General features: G+C 55.2%; 13 protein-coding genes and 1 tRNA gene. 8 read left to right on the forward strand and 6 right to left on the reverse strand.

Annotation, left to right across the window (positions count from 1 at the left end; translation table 11 throughout):
• Positions 1 to 161 precede the first annotated feature (161 nt).
• The 3 genes from AAIG26_RS18660 to AAIG26_RS18670 all read right to left on the reverse strand — a co-directional run bounded on the left by AAIG26_RS18660 (position 162) and on the right by AAIG26_RS18670 (position 2,877).
• Positions 162 to 515 carry a DUF4156 domain-containing protein gene (locus tag AAIG26_RS18660; RefSeq protein ID WP_020456210.1) on the reverse strand — a complete coding sequence of 118 codons (354 nt, stop codon included), beginning with the start codon at positions 513 to 515 and terminating at the stop codon, positions 162 to 164.
• A 377-nt stretch (positions 516 to 892) separates the two neighbouring features.
• Positions 893 to 2,539 (reverse strand): chaperonin GroEL, encoded by a 1,647-nt coding sequence (gene groL, locus AAIG26_RS18665; RefSeq protein ID WP_020456209.1) that lies wholly within the window; start codon positions 2,537 to 2,539, stop codon positions 893 to 895.
• Between the two features lie 44 nt (positions 2,540 to 2,583).
• Positions 2,584 to 2,877: a co-chaperone GroES gene (locus AAIG26_RS18670; protein WP_007372708.1), complete on the reverse strand. Its 294-nt coding sequence runs from the start codon at positions 2,875 to 2,877 to the stop codon at positions 2,584 to 2,586.
• A gap of 241 nt (positions 2,878 to 3,118) precedes the next feature.
• Between AAIG26_RS18670 and yjeH the strand changes: the two genes are divergently transcribed.
• Positions 3,119 to 4,375: an L-methionine/branched-chain amino acid transporter gene (gene yjeH, locus AAIG26_RS18675; protein WP_343181203.1), complete on the forward strand. Its 1,257-nt coding sequence runs from the start codon at positions 3,119 to 3,121 to the stop codon at positions 4,373 to 4,375.
• Between the two features lie 31 nt (positions 4,376 to 4,406).
• Here the strand turns inward: yjeH and AAIG26_RS18680 are convergent, their stop codons facing one another.
• Positions 4,407 to 4,877, reverse strand: coding sequence for an FxsA family protein (locus tag AAIG26_RS18680; protein ID WP_343181205.1), 471 nt, complete (start codon positions 4,875 to 4,877; stop codon positions 4,407 to 4,409).
• 337 nt (positions 4,878 to 5,214) lie between these two features.
• On the opposite strand from AAIG26_RS18680, the gene aspA reads away from it, so the two are divergent.
• From aspA to AAIG26_RS18705, 5 genes are all read left to right on the forward strand, one after another.
• On the forward strand, positions 5,215 to 6,651 hold the full coding sequence (gene aspA, locus AAIG26_RS18685) for an aspartate ammonia-lyase (protein WP_020456206.1): 1,437 nt from the start codon (positions 5,215 to 5,217) through the stop codon (positions 6,649 to 6,651).
• Between the two features lie 112 nt (positions 6,652 to 6,763).
• Positions 6,764 to 8,065 carry an anaerobic C4-dicarboxylate transporter gene (locus AAIG26_RS18690; RefSeq protein WP_045514340.1) on the forward strand — a complete coding sequence of 434 codons (1,302 nt, stop codon included), beginning with the start codon at positions 6,764 to 6,766 and terminating at the stop codon, positions 8,063 to 8,065.
• Positions 8,066 to 8,149: 84 nt separating this feature from the next.
• Positions 8,150 to 8,473, forward strand: a complete 324-nt coding sequence (cutA, locus tag AAIG26_RS18695; protein ID WP_017459202.1) for a divalent cation tolerance protein CutA — start codon at positions 8,150 to 8,152, stop codon at positions 8,471 to 8,473.
• On the forward strand, positions 8,449 to 10,149 hold the full coding sequence (locus AAIG26_RS18700; RefSeq protein ID WP_343181206.1) for a protein-disulfide reductase DsbD: 1,701 nt from the start codon (positions 8,449 to 8,451) through the stop codon (positions 10,147 to 10,149). The genes cutA and AAIG26_RS18700 overlap by 25 nt, the downstream gene beginning before the upstream one ends.
• A 47-nt stretch (positions 10,150 to 10,196) precedes the next feature.
• Positions 10,197 to 10,772 (forward strand): transcriptional regulator, encoded by a 576-nt coding sequence (locus AAIG26_RS18705; protein ID WP_017459204.1) that lies wholly within the window; start codon positions 10,197 to 10,199, stop codon positions 10,770 to 10,772.
• On the opposite strand, the gene AAIG26_RS18710 is transcribed toward AAIG26_RS18705, so the two are convergent.
• Positions 10,769 to 11,374 (reverse strand): LysE family translocator, encoded by a 606-nt coding sequence (locus AAIG26_RS18710; RefSeq protein WP_343181207.1) that lies wholly within the window; start codon positions 11,372 to 11,374, stop codon positions 10,769 to 10,771. The two genes, AAIG26_RS18705 and AAIG26_RS18710, sit on opposite strands and share 4 nt — an antisense overlap.
• A 37-nt stretch (positions 11,375 to 11,411) precedes the next feature.
• Positions 11,412 to 12,257 carry an AraC family transcriptional regulator gene (locus AAIG26_RS18715; RefSeq protein ID WP_343181208.1) on the reverse strand — a complete coding sequence of 282 codons (846 nt, stop codon included), beginning with the start codon at positions 12,255 to 12,257 and terminating at the stop codon, positions 11,412 to 11,414.
• Positions 12,258 to 12,440: 183 nt separating this feature from the next.
• Between AAIG26_RS18715 and AAIG26_RS18720 the strand changes: the two genes are divergently transcribed.
• Positions 12,441 to 12,516 (forward strand) — tRNA-Phe (locus AAIG26_RS18720).
• Positions 12,517 to 13,108: 592 nt separating this feature from the next.
• Positions 13,109 to 13,720: a DUF2238 domain-containing protein gene (locus AAIG26_RS18725; RefSeq protein ID WP_020456199.1), complete on the forward strand. Its 612-nt coding sequence runs from the start codon at positions 13,109 to 13,111 to the stop codon at positions 13,718 to 13,720.
• Positions 13,721 to 13,797 lie beyond the last annotated feature (77 nt).

Genomic DNA, 13,797 nt, shown 5'->3' on the forward strand with positions numbered 1-13,797 from the left:
AGAAAACTTAATATTCAGGAAGATAGCAAGGTTAATTAGCAGAGGAATTATATTCACGCTTATTCATACTTAAATAATCAGAAGCAACCTGTTAAAAATAAAAGAGAGGTTATTTTAAATAGTTGCGCCCCGCCATTACTGGCGGGGCGCTATTAAATATCTCAGTTCGGGCATTTATACACTTGCGCATTCATTTCGCTGGCGGTCGGCACGAAGCTGGATAAGAAGCCTTGCGTCGGGCTTGAGACGCTGTACAACACGTTACCGCCCATGGCTGCAGCCTGGTTACGCAATGCATTCGCTGCGCCGCGCAGCGAGCCGCCTTCCTCACCATGCTGACCTGAGAGCCAGTTGCTCTGCGAACCCGTGGCGGTACCGAGGTACTGGCAGGTTGCCGCCGGTTTCTCCTCGACAAAGCGAACGTTCTGCCCGCCGGCGGTCAATTCATTATTGCTGCTACACCCTGCCAGCAACAGCGAGGCGCCAATAATCCCTGCTAAATGTTTTACGTACATGTTATTCCCCATAATCAATGAGCTGGACGCATGTCGCCCGTGTGTAAACCTTATACTAAAAAGATGACCAAAAGAAAAATGCCGCCATCTCAGGCCGCACAAATTGGGGAAAATAATGAAAAAAGATACGGTGCGAAGTATAAACATCCGACGTCATAGAAAGCGGCAGTGATTACGCTGCGAAAAGGCGTACCAACGTCTTAAAAAGATGCCGCCGCCAGTCGCGTTTAACGCCAAAACAATAAGACAGAGCCACGACCTGATAATGAGCGCACCCGCAGAACATGGTTTTCAGTTAACAAAAAAAGAGCGGGCCGAAGCCCGCTCTTTTTCGTTGAACTCGCGCCAGGTCGCCCTGAACGCGCGTCCGGCAGCGATTACATCATGCCGCCCATACCGCCCATGCCGCCCATACCACCAGCAGCACCTAAGTCCGGCGCATCGCCTTTCGGCAGGTCAGTCACCATGCACTCGGTGGTGATCATCAGGCCAGCTACAGAGGCCGCGTACTGCAGAGCAGAACGAGTCACTTTAGTCGGATCCAGGATACCCATGTCGATCATGTTGCCGTACTCTTCGGTAGCCGCGTTGTAACCGTAGTTACCGTCGCCTGCTTTCACAGAGTTAGCCACAACAGACGGCTCTTCACCGCAGTTCAGCACGATCTGACGCAGCGGAGCTTCCATTGCGCGCAGCGCAACTTTGATACCCACGTTCTGGTCTTCGTTCTGGCCTTTCAGCTCGGCAAGTTTGCTTGCTACGCGGATCAGCGCAACGCCGCCGCCAGCCACAACGCCTTCTTCAACGGCAGCACGGGTCGCGTGCAGCGCATCTTCAACGCGGGCTTTTTTCTCTTTCATTTCAACTTCAGTTGCTGCGCCAACTTTGATAACGGCAACGCCGCCAGCCAGTTTCGCTACGCGCTCCTGCAGTTTTTCACGGTCGTAATCGGAAGTGGCTTCTTCGATCTGCTGACGAATCTGAGTCACACGACCCTGAATTGCCGCTTCTTCGCCCACACCATCAATGATGGTGGTGGTGTCTTTGTTGATCACAACACGTTTAGCCTGGCCCAGATCTTCCAGGGTCGCTTTTTCCAGTTCCATACCGATTTCTTCAGAAATCACGGTACCACCGGTCAGGGTAGCGATGTCCTGCAGCATGGCTTTACGACGGTCGCCGAAGCCAGGTGCTTTAACCGCAGCCACTTTCACGATGCCGCGCATGGTGTTCACCACCAGCGTTGCCAGCGCTTCGCCTTCAACATCTTCAGCGATAATCAGCAGCGGTTTGCCTGCTTTCGCAACGGCTTCCAGAACCGGCAGCATTTCGCGGATGTTGGAAACTTTTTTATCAGCCAGCAGGATGAACGGGCTTTCCAGTTCTACTGCGCCAGTTTCCGGCTTGTTGATGAAATAAGGAGAGAGGTAGCCGCGGTCAAACTGCATACCTTCAACCACGTCCAGTTCGTCCTGCAGACCGGTACCGTCTTCAACGGTGATCACGCCTTCTTTACCGACTTTATCCATCGCTTCAGCGATCAGTTTACCTACGGTTTCGTCGGAGTTAGCGGAGATAGTACCAACCTGTGCAATCGCTTTAGAGTCAGAGCACGGTACAGACAGGGCTTTCAGCTCTTCGACCGCAGCAGAGACAGCTTTGTCGATACCACGTTTCAGATCCATCGGGTTCATGCCCGCAGCAACAGCTTTCAGGCCTTCAGTGATGATGGACTGCGCCAGTACGGTTGCAGTGGTGGTACCGTCGCCCGCAGCGTCGTTCGCTTTGGAAGCCACTTCTTTCACCATCTGCGCGCCCATGTTTTCGAACTTATCTTCCAGTTCGATTTCACGTGCTACGGAAACACCATCTTTGGTGATGGTCGGTGCACCGAAAGATTTATCCAGAACCACATTACGGCCTTTCGGACCGAGGGTAACTTTCACTGCATCTGCCAGAACATTCACGCCGCGCAGCATTTTTACACGAGCGTCATTACCGAATTTTACGTCTTTAGCTGCCATTTTCTTTATTCCTTAAATTCGTTCAGGTTCGTTCGCGCGCGCTGTTACGCTTCCACAATTGCCAGAATGTCGCTTTCGGACATGATCAACACTTCTTCGTTGTCGATCTTCTCAGCTTTCACACCGTAACCATCGTTGAAAATCACGATATCACCCACTTTCACGTCCAGCGGTTGCACAGTACCGTTTTCCAGGATGCGGCCCTTACCGACAGCGATGATTTCGCCACGAGTTGATTTGCCTGCCGCAGAACCGGTCAGAACGATACCGCCAGCAGATTTAGACTCAACTTCTTTACGTTTGACGATCACACGATCATGTAACGGACGAATACTCATTGATAGCTCTCCTTTGAGAAAGTCTTTATCAGTTATGGATGACGCCGGGCCACAAACGGTTATCCGGCTGGTGACCTGAGAGATGGGGTTGGCTTTTTCCCCCTTCAAGGGGGAACAGCAAAAAAAATTTGCGAAAATTTATCCGTAGATAAACCACTATTGCTGGCAGGGGCTGCGGCAGCCATCAGCAAAACTGATTGTGATAACATCGACGCACCTGACGATAAGCAGACAAAAGACAATGAGCGGATTAAAACAAGAGCTGGGGTTGGCTCAGGGCATTGGGTTACTTTCCACCTCTTTACTGGGCACCGGCGTGTTCGCCGTTCCGGCGCTGGCCGCACTGGCGGCGGGTAACAGCAGCCTGTGGGCATGGCCATTACTGATCGTGCTCGTCTTCCCGGTCGCCATTGTTTTTGCCGCGCTGGGCCGCCACTTTCCCAGCGCGGGCGGCGTAGCGTATTTCGTCGGTATGGCCTTCGGCCCGCGTCTTGAACGCGTAACGGGCTGGTTGTTTCTCTCTGTTATCCCGGTTGGATTGCCCGCCGCGCTGCACATTGCTGCGGGTTTCTGGCAAGGCATGTTTGGCTGGCAGGGGCCGCAATTGTTGATGACTGAGTTGGGTACGCTGGCGCTGATTTGGCTGCTGGGTACACGAGGCGCGGGTTCCAGCGCGAACCTGCAATCGATTATCGCCGGGCTGATTGTGGCGTTAATTGTGGCGATCTGGTGGCGCGGCGGCATAAGTTTCAGCGATATCCCTTTTCCGCCAATCTCAGAAGTGCACGTTTCGGCGATGTCGGCTTCGCTGGCGGTGATGTTCTGGTGTTTCGTCGGGCTTGAAGCTTTCGCCCATCTGGCCTCTGAATTCAAAAACCCCGAGCGGGATTTCCCGCGCGCACTGATGATTGGCCTGCTGCTGGCTGGCTCGGTTTACTGGGCCTGTACCGTTGTGGTGCTGCACTTCGATGTCTGGCGAACTCAGGGCGCAGCGGCGTCGCTGCCGGTGATTGTCGTTGAGTTGTTTGGTAAACACGCGCTGTGGATTGCCTGCATTATTGGTTATCTGGCCTGTTTCGCCAGCCTGAATATCTATATCCAGAGTTTTGCCCGGCTGGTATGGTCGCAGGCGGCATACAAGCCGGATAGCGCACTGGCGAAGCTCTCCAGACGCCAGTTGCCCTTAAATGCGCTGAACGCGGTAATTATCTGCTGCATGTTCTGCACCCTCGCGATTTACGCCTTCAGCGTGAATCTTGATACGTTGATCATTTACGCGAACGGCATTTTCATCATGATTTATCTGCTGTGCATGCTGGCGGGCTGTCGTTTGTTGAAAGGGCGGTTCAAGGCGCTGGCGGTACTCGGCAGCGCGCTATGTTTGCTGCTGTTGGTGATCCCCGGCTGGAAGAGTCTTTACGCGGTTTTCATGCTGTTGGCATTGTGGTTGCTGCTGCCAAAGCGCCGCACAACCTCCATTCATTCCACTCAGCCATAAAAAGAAGCCCGGCATTGCCGGGCGTCAGAAATTAGCGATCGTCTTTGTTATCCAGACGATCGCGCGGATTGTCTTTGCGCTGATATTCGCCCTCAAATGTCTGCCCGTCAGCGCTGCCCGCGCCAAACCCGCCGCCCGGCATCCGCGAAAAACGTAAATGCGGCATCAGTTTCAGCGTCAGGTGTTTTTGCACCGGCGGCAACAGCAACAGCAGGCCAAGGAAGTCGGTAAAGAATCCCGGCAGTACCAGCAACAAGCCAGCGATAATCAGCGAAACGCTTTTGATCATCTCCGCCGCCGGGCTTTCGCCCGCCGCCATCTTCTGCTGCATCAGCAAAAAGTTCTTAAATCCCTGGTTGCGCACCAGCGACATGCCAATCACCGAAGTGAAGATCACCAGAATCAGTGTCATCAGCACGCCAAAAACATGCGCGACCTGAATAAAGATCGAGATCTCGATGTAAACGTATAAAAAGACTGCAATAAACGGTATCCAGCGCACTGGCTTCTCCTGTCAATGAACAGCCGCGTCAGAGCGTCTGTCGAAATGGGTTTGCAAATCGCATCCTGATCAGATGGTGGCAAATGCGGAAAATTCAATTTCGCGGCGGTTGTAAATTTTTGTCTGTTACGAAGCGGTGACTTATTTCACATATTATTAATTATGATGCATTGACGGGGATAATAAGTGATCCCGATTACGGCATTTCCTTTCCTTCAGCATATAATTTCAGTCATCCGGCCGATTAAGGGGATAATCGTCGGTCGAAAAAGACACATAACCACATTAATTTTGTGTGTTTGGTGTATTCATTCGTAGCTTGAAAAAGAAGGTTCACATGTTAAACAACATTCGTATCGAAGAAGACTTGTTAGGTACCAGGGAAGTGCCAGCGGATGCCTACTACGGCGTGCATACTCTGAGAGCGATTGAAAACTTTTATATCAGCAACAGCAAAATCAGCGATATTCCTGAGTTTGTCCGTGGCATGGTGATGGTGAAAAAGGCGGCAGCGCTGGCGAACAAAGAGCTGCAAACCATCCCGAAAAGTATCGCCAACGCTATCGTTGCCGCATGTGATGAGGTCCTCAACAATGGCAAATGCATGGACCAGTTCCCGGTAGACGTCTATCAGGGCGGTGCGGGCACCTCCGTGAACATGAACACTAACGAAGTGCTGGCGAACATCGGTCTTGAGCTGATGGGCCATCAGAAAGGTGAATATCAGTTCCTCAACCCGAACGATCATGTTAACAAATGCCAGTCCACCAACGACGCCTACCCGACCGGGTTCCGCATCGCGGTGTACGCCTCCATCGTCAAACTGGTTGATGCCATCAAACAGCTCGGCGAAGGCTTCGAAAACAAAGCCGTGGAGTTCAAGGATATCCTGAAAATGGGCCGCACCCAGTTGCAGGACGCGGTGCCGATGACCCTCGGTCAGGAGTTCCACGCTTTCAACGTGCTGCTGAATGAAGAAACCAAAAACCTGCTGCGTACCGCCGAACTGCTGCTGGAAGTGAACCTTGGTGCAACGGCAATCGGTACGCGCCTCAACACCCCGGACGGCTATCAACAACTGGCCGTGCAAAAACTGGCGGAAGTGAGCAATCTGCCGGTGGTTCCGGCGGAAGACCTGATTGAAGCGACCTCCGACTGCGGCGCCTACGTGATGGTGCACAGCTCGCTGAAACGCCTGGCGGTAAAACTTTCTAAAATCTGTAACGACTTGCGCCTGCTCTCCTCCGGGCCGCGAGCCGGGCTGAATGAGATCAACCTGCCGGAGTTGCAGGCGGGCTCGTCCATCATGCCAGCAAAAGTGAACCCGGTTGTGCCGGAAGTGGTGAACCAGGTGTGCTTTAAAGTGATCGGCAACGACACCACCGTCACCATGGCGTCCGAAGCGGGCCAGTTGCAGTTGAACGTGATGGAACCGGTGATTGGCCAGGCCATGTTTGAGTCGGTGCATATTCTGACCAACGCCTGCTACAACCTGCTGGAAAAATGCATCAACGGCATTACCGCCAACAAAGCAGTGTGCGAAGGCTATGTCTATAACTCCATCGGCATCGTTACTTACCTCAACCCGTTCATCGGCCACCACAACGGCGACATCGTTGGCAAGATTTGCGCCGAAACCGGTAAGAGCGTGCGTGAAGTGGTGCTGGAGCGCGGCCTGCTGACGGAAGCGGAGCTGGACGACATCTTCTCGGCGCAAAACCTGATGCACCCGGCTTATAAAGCGAAGCGTTATACCGATGAAAGCGAACAGTAATTCCGACGGTTAGAAAGACAAAAGGCACGTCCTGAGCGACGTGCCTTTTTCTTTTGGATGGTTACTAAACTATAACAATTCGATATCACTTAGTTAAACAAGGAAGCCAACTATGTTTGCTGCAGAGCTTGTCCTCGTCCTGATTGCTATCTACCTTGGCGCCAGATTAGGCAGCATCGGCATTGGTTTTGCCGGTGGCCTTGGTGTACTGGTTCTCACCCTGTTCTTTCAAATCAAACCCGGGGCAATTCCCTTTGATGTCATAGAAATTATTATGGCGGTTATCGCCGCTATCGCCGCCATGCAGGTAGCGGGCGGGATGGATTATCTGGTGAGCCTGGCGGAAAAAATGCTGCGCCGCCATCCGAAGTACATCACCTTTCTCGCGCCGCTGGTCACCTGGTTTATGACCATTCTCGCCGGTACCGGGCACACCGCGTTTTCCACGCTGCCGGTAATTACCGAAGTGGCGAAAGAGCAAGGTATTCGCCCGTCGCGTCCGCTGTCGATTGCTGTCGTCGCCTCGCAAATTGCGATTACCGCGTCGCCCATCTCTGCGGCAGTAGTCTTTTTTGCTGGCATCCTTGAACCACTTGGCGTGAGCTATCTAACGCTGTTGGCAATTTGTATTCCGGTGACGCTGATTGCGGTCATGTTGACGGCGGTGGTCTGTAACTTCCTCGGTTGCGAGCTGAAAGATGATCCGGTCTATCAGGAACGCCTGGCGAAAGGCGAAGTGAAGCTGCGCGGCAGCCAGGTTTTTGCCATGAAGCCGCATGCCAAACGCTCGGTATTGCTGTTCCTGATTGGTATTGTCGCCGTGATGCTCTACGCCACCGCCATCAGCCCAACCGTTGGCTTAATCACCAACCCGGTGCTACCGCGTAACGAAGCGATCGTGGTGTTTATGCTGACCATCGCCACGCTGATTTGCCTGACCTGCAAAATCGACACCGGCGAAATCCTGAATGCCAGCACTTTTAAATCTGGTATGAGCGCCTGTATTTGTGTGCTCGGCGTGGCGTGGCTCGGCGATACCTTCGTGAAACACCATATTGAAGATATCCAGACGGTGGCGGGCGATCTGCTCCATAGCTACCCGTGGCTGCTGGCGGTGGTGCTGTTCTTCGCCGCAACGCTGCTCTATTCGCAAGCCGCAACCACCAAAGCGCTGATGCCTGCTGCGCTGCTGCTCGGTGTCACCCCGCTGACGGCAATTGCGTCGTTTGCCGCCGTTTCCGCGCTGTTTGTGCTGCCAACGTACCCAACTCTGCTGGCAGCGGTCGAAATGGATGACACCGGCTCAACGCGCATCGGCAAGTTTGTTTTTAACCACGCGTTCCTCGTTCCCGGCGTGATCGCCATTGCCCTGTGCGTCATGCTGGGCTTTATCTTCGGCGGTATCTTGTTGTAAAGGTCTTAAAATCGGGTCGCCCGGCGGCCCGATCCTCTCACTTCGCGTGGTATAGTCGTGGCTTTCGCGCTTACGAGGTTGACGATGAACACGCCTGACGCCGTTGTTGTACTCTGCACCGCCCCGGATGAAGCCACCGCCCAGGATCTGGCGGCCAAAGTGCTGGCAGATAAGCTCGCTGCCTGTGTCACCATTTTGCCGGGCGCGACCTCGCTCTATTACTGGGAAGGCAAACTCGAACAAGAGTATGAAGTGCAACTGCTGCTCAAAACCGATGTCGCACATCTGGAAGACCTCTTCGCCAGCATCAAAGCGCACCATCCGTACCAAACCCCGGAATTACTGGCTTTACCCGTCACCCACGGAGATTACGATTACCTCTCATGGCTCAACGCATCTTTACGCTGATCCTGCTGCTGTGCAGCACAACCGCTTTTGCGGGCTTATTCGACGCGCCCGGTCGCTCCAGTTTTGTGCCCGCCGACCAGGCGTTTATCTTTGATTTTCAGCAGCATCAGCATGACTTAACGCTCAACTGGCAGGTTAAAGAGGGTTACTACCTTTATCGCCAGCAAATTCACGTCACCCCGGCGCAAGCAACTATTGGCGCGTTAACGCTGCCAAAAGGGGAGATGCATGAAGATGAGTTCTACGGCAAAACGGAAATCTACCGCCAGCGCCTGAACCTGCCGCTCGATATCAACGCGGCGGCAAAAGGCGCAACGCTGACCGTCACTTACCAGGGCTGCGCCGATGCCGGCTTCTGTTACCCGCCTGAAACCAAAGTGGTGCCGCTGATAGAAGTCGCGGCGGCAACGACACAGGCACCGGTGAATACACCGCCAGCCGCAACGCAGGACACCACGGAAAAACAACTCCCCTTCTCTGCACTATGGGCGCTGTTGATCGGTATTGGTATCGCCTTTACGCCCTGTGTGCTGCCAATGTACCCGCTGATTTCCGGCATTGTACTTGGCGGGAAACAGCGCCTTGCCACGCCGCGCGCGCTGCTGCTGGCGTTTATCTACGTGCAAGGAATGGCGCTCACCTATACGGCGCTGGGGCTGGTGGTCGCAGCGGCAGGGTTATCATTCCAGGCGGCGCTGCAACACCCGTATGTGCTGATTGGCTTGTCGGTGCTGTTCACGCTGCTGGCGCTGTCGATGTTCGGCCTGTTTACCTTACAGCTTCCTTCTGCACTGCAGACCCGCTTAACCCTGTGGAGCAACCGCCAGCAGGGCGGCTCCGTGGGCGGGGTGTTTGCCATGGGCGCGATAGCCGGGCTGATTTGTTCGCCCTGCACTACCGCGCCGTTAAGCGCCATCCTGCTCTATATTGCGCAAAGCGGTAACCTGTGGCTCGGCGGCGGTACGCTCTATCTTTACGCGCTGGGCATGGGCCTGCCGCTGATCCTCGTGACGGTGTTCGGTAACCGGCTGCTACCCAAAAGCGGGCCGTGGATGGAGCAGGTCAAAACCGCTTTTGGTTTTGTGATCCTCGCCCTGCCGATCTTTCTGCTGGAGCGCGTGCTCGGTGAAACCTGGGGGCTGCGGCTGTGGTCGCTGCTCGGCGTGGCGTTTTTCGGCTGGGCATTTATCACCAGTCTGGGTGCGAAGCGTGCGTTTGTCCGCGTGCTGCAAATCGCCCTGCTCGGCGCGGCGCTGGTCTGTGCGCGTCCGTTACAGGATTGGGCGTTTGGCACCCCCGCCGCGCAGACACACTCGCCGCTGGCCTTCACGTCCATTTCCACCGTCGACGATCTGAACCAGGCGCTGGCGCAGGCCAACGGCCGCCCGGTGATGCTGGATCTCTATGCCGACTGGTGCGTGGCGTGCAAAGAGTTTGAGAAGTACACCTTTAGCGACGCCCGCGTACAGGCGGCGCTGAAAGATACCGTGTTATTGCAGGCCAACGTAACGGCCAACAACGCGCAGGACGCTGCGCTGCTGCGCCAGCTCAATGTGCTGGGTCTGCCGACGATCCTGTTTTTCGACGCGCAAGGCCGTGAGCAACCGGCAGCCCGGGTGACCGGGTTTATGGACGCCGCCGCGTTCGCCGCGCATTTGCGCAATCGCGCCCCGTAAACAACACTGTGTGGGGGAACTCGCTTCAGATAACGGAGGATATCACCGTGCAACGCGAAGACGTTTTGAGTCAAACTTTGCAATTACTTGAATTAAGAGGGATTGCGGACACCACTCTTGAAATGGTTGCCGAGCGCATCGACTATCCCATCGATGAGTTCCGCCGTTTCTGGCCAGACAAAGAGGCGCTGCTGTATGACGCGCTGCGTTATCTCAGCCAGCAGGTAGATGTCTGGCGCAGGCAACTGCTGCTGGACGAAACGCTCAGCAATGAGCAAAAACTGCTGGCGCGCTACGGGGCGCTCACCGAATGTGTGAGCAATAACCGCTATCCGGGTTGCTTGTTTATTGCCGCCTGCACCTTCTTCCCTGATCCGGCGCACCCGATCCACCAGCTTGCGGATCAGCAAAAGCGCGACGCGCATGATTTCACCCATCAGCTGCTGACGCAGTTAGAAGTGGACGATCCAGCGATGGTGGCGAAGCAGATGGAGCTGGTGCTGGAGGGCTGTCTGAGCCGGATGCTGGTTAACCGCAGCCAGGCCGATGTCGATACGGCCCAGCGGCTGGCGGAAGATATTCTGCGTTTTGCCCGCTGCCGCCAGGGCGGTGCGCTGACCTAAGCGCCCAGAAATCCCGCCCAGGCGGAAAGCAACAGGCACAGTGCCATCACACGCTGAAACCAGAGTAGCGATGTGGTGGTGCGAAACAGCCGGTTGACCGCCTTGCCGAGCAGCGTCCACGCGCTCAGGCACAGCAGAGAGATCAACAAAAACCACAGTGACAGTAACGACACCTCGCGCAAAGGATGCGCGCCGTGCGGGGCAAACAGGCTTACCACCGCCAGCGCCATCATCCAGGTTTTCGGGTTAATCAGTTGCAGCATCGCCGCCGCACGGCCGCTAAACGGTCGCTGCACTTCGCCCTGCAAATCGGCCGCGGGCGCGGTAAATAATTGCCAGCTCAGCCAGCTTAACCACAACGCCCCTGCCCAGCTCATCACCTCACGTACCAGCGGATAGCTGCGCAGCACTTCACCCGCGCCCGCGCCGGAGATAAAGACAATCAGGCTGGCCGCCACGCAGGCGCTCACCACCGCAGGCAACGTCGCTTTGATGCCAAAGCGCTGGCTGCTGGTCAGGATCAAAATGTTGGTTGGGCCAGGAGTAATCGACGCCACAAACGCGAAGAGTAAAAACGGCAGATAGCTATAAAACAGGTTCACAGGCAGGCTCCTTATTAATGAGCCTTAGACTGTCGCGTTATTTGCTGTCGTCGTCTGGAAGATTTGTGCACAGCCTGCGGTAGTGGGCGGGCGAGAGGCGATATGCGCGCTGAAACCAGCGCCCAAGATGGCTTTGATCGGCAAATCCCAGCGCGGCAGCAACGCTTGCTGGCGTCTCCCCTTTCGCCAGCTGCGAACGTGCGGTGGCGAGCCGCAGTTGGATCAGCCAGGCGTGCGGGCTTAAATGGAACTCGCGTTTAAAACAGCGCGTCAGTGTAAAGCGATCGGTTCCCGTTTCGCGCGCCAGATCCGAAAGGCCAACGTTATCGCCAATGTGCGCATGCAGATAATCACGCGCACGGTGGGCAATGGCTGTGCTTTGCAATTGCGACGGCAGCCGTTTGCGCCACTGGCAATGGTGCGTAAGCTGGCTGAGCAGCCCATCCATGGCGCTTTGCTGGATGATGCGCATCTCTTCGCAATGCAGTGCGTAAAAGGTCCGGGCAATCGCGCGGATCAATTGCGGTTCCCTGGCGATAGTGTGGGAAAAATGCAGTGAATAGCTCGACGGCACCGATTCATACAGGCCGCGTAATGTGTCGCTGAGCCAGCGATCATCAAGGTAAAAGGTCAGATAGGTAAACCCGCCTTCTACCGGGGCATCCCCATCGTGGATCTCACCCGGCTCCAGTAGAAAGGCATCGCCCGGCGTGCTGCGGTGGCGCTCCCGCCGACAGTGAAACTGCTGCGTACCGGAAAGCGTAATGCCCACCAGGTAGCTATCGTGCCAGTGCGGATCGTAAGCGTGCCCTTCAAAATGCGCGCGGATGGTTTCAATTCCCGTGTCCGCATGTTGCCGCAGTTCCAGCCAGTCTTTCGCCATATCGCCTCCAACGTGCCACCGGAAGTTAGCATTCATATCTTTAAGGTAAAAGTCTGGAAGATTTGTGCAATGGTCGATTTGTGCCGCGCAATTGCTCAGATTGCCGCAAAGTTGAGCAACTGGATAGAATTGAAGGAAATAAAGTTGACGCCTTAAGACGATTAAGGTTTAATGCGCCCCGTTGCCCGGATAGCTCAGTCGGTAGAGCAGGGGATTGAAAATCCCCGTGTCCTTGGTTCGATTCCGAGTCCGGGCACCACTATTTAAAGAACCCGCCCAAAAGGCGGGTTTTTGCTTTTGGAGATATGGACTCTCCATCGAACTGCGTTCGATTATTCGCCGCAAGCGGCTCCCCCCTTCGGGGCCAGCGCGACAAGCGCGCTGTTCAACGCCTGACGGCGTTAGTCCGGGTCCGGGCACCACTATTTTAAAGAACCCGCCCAAAAGGCGGGTTTTTGCTTTTGGAAATGCGGACCCTTCATCAAACTGCGTTCGATTATTCGCCGCAAGCGGCTCCCCCCTTCGGGGCCAGCGCGACAAGCGCGCTGTTCAACGCCTGACGGCGTTAGTCCGGGTCCGGGCACCACTATTTTAAAGAACTCGCCCCAAAGGCGGGTTTTTGCTTTCGGAAATGCGGACCCTTCATCAAACTGCGTTCGATTATTCGCCGTGCATGTTCGTTAACCGACCCTGCACCATGCGGCTCTTCGCCGCGCTGGAATCCTCTTCAGCGCACCCGACCTTTCATTGCTCTCTCCTTTCCCGCCACATTGTTCTACTGAAAATCGCAGCACCTTGTTTTTCCATGCGATGGCGTCAATAGTGTCGTTTTTCCTGAAACGGATATTCCTATGGTTAAGAGCGTGAATCGCGCCTCGCTGTCTGCGGCGGCGCTGGTGCTGTTAGTGATCCTTATCTATACCGGCTGGTTTGCCAAAGACCGGGTGACCTGGCTGATGGAAGTGGTTCCGGTAATGGTTGTCGTGCCATTGTTGCTCGTCACCTGGCGCCGTTATCCGCTGACATCGCTGCTGTATGTGCTGATCTTTTTCCACGCCATTATTCTGATGGTCGGCGGCATGTATACCTACGCGAAAGTCCCGGTTGGTTTTGATGTGCAACATCTTTTGGGGCTGAGCCGTAACCCGTATGACAAACTCGGCCACTTCTTTCAGGGGCTGGTGCCGGCGCTTGCTGCCAGAGAAATACTGCTGCGCGGGCAATATGTGCGGGGCGGGAAGATGCTCGACTTTATCGTCTGCTGCATTGCGCTGGCGATTAGCGCCACCTATGAATTAATTGAATGGTGGGCGGCGCTGGCTATGGGCCAGGGCGCAGATGAGTTTCTCGGCACCCAGGGCGATCCGTGGGATACCCAGTCGGATATGTTCTGCGCCCTGCTTGGCGCGCTGACTACGGTGCTGGTTCTGGGGCGCTGGCACAAACGCCAGCTCAACGTGTAAGACAAAGCGCGGCGAAGACTGGAGCCAACGGTATTCGCCGCCTATACTCCGGAGATTCCCCCCAACGCCCGCACACC

The organism is Kosakonia sp. PSU_27 (assembly GCF_039409795.1).
Lineage (GTDB): Bacteria > Pseudomonadota > Gammaproteobacteria > Enterobacterales > Enterobacteriaceae > Kosakonia.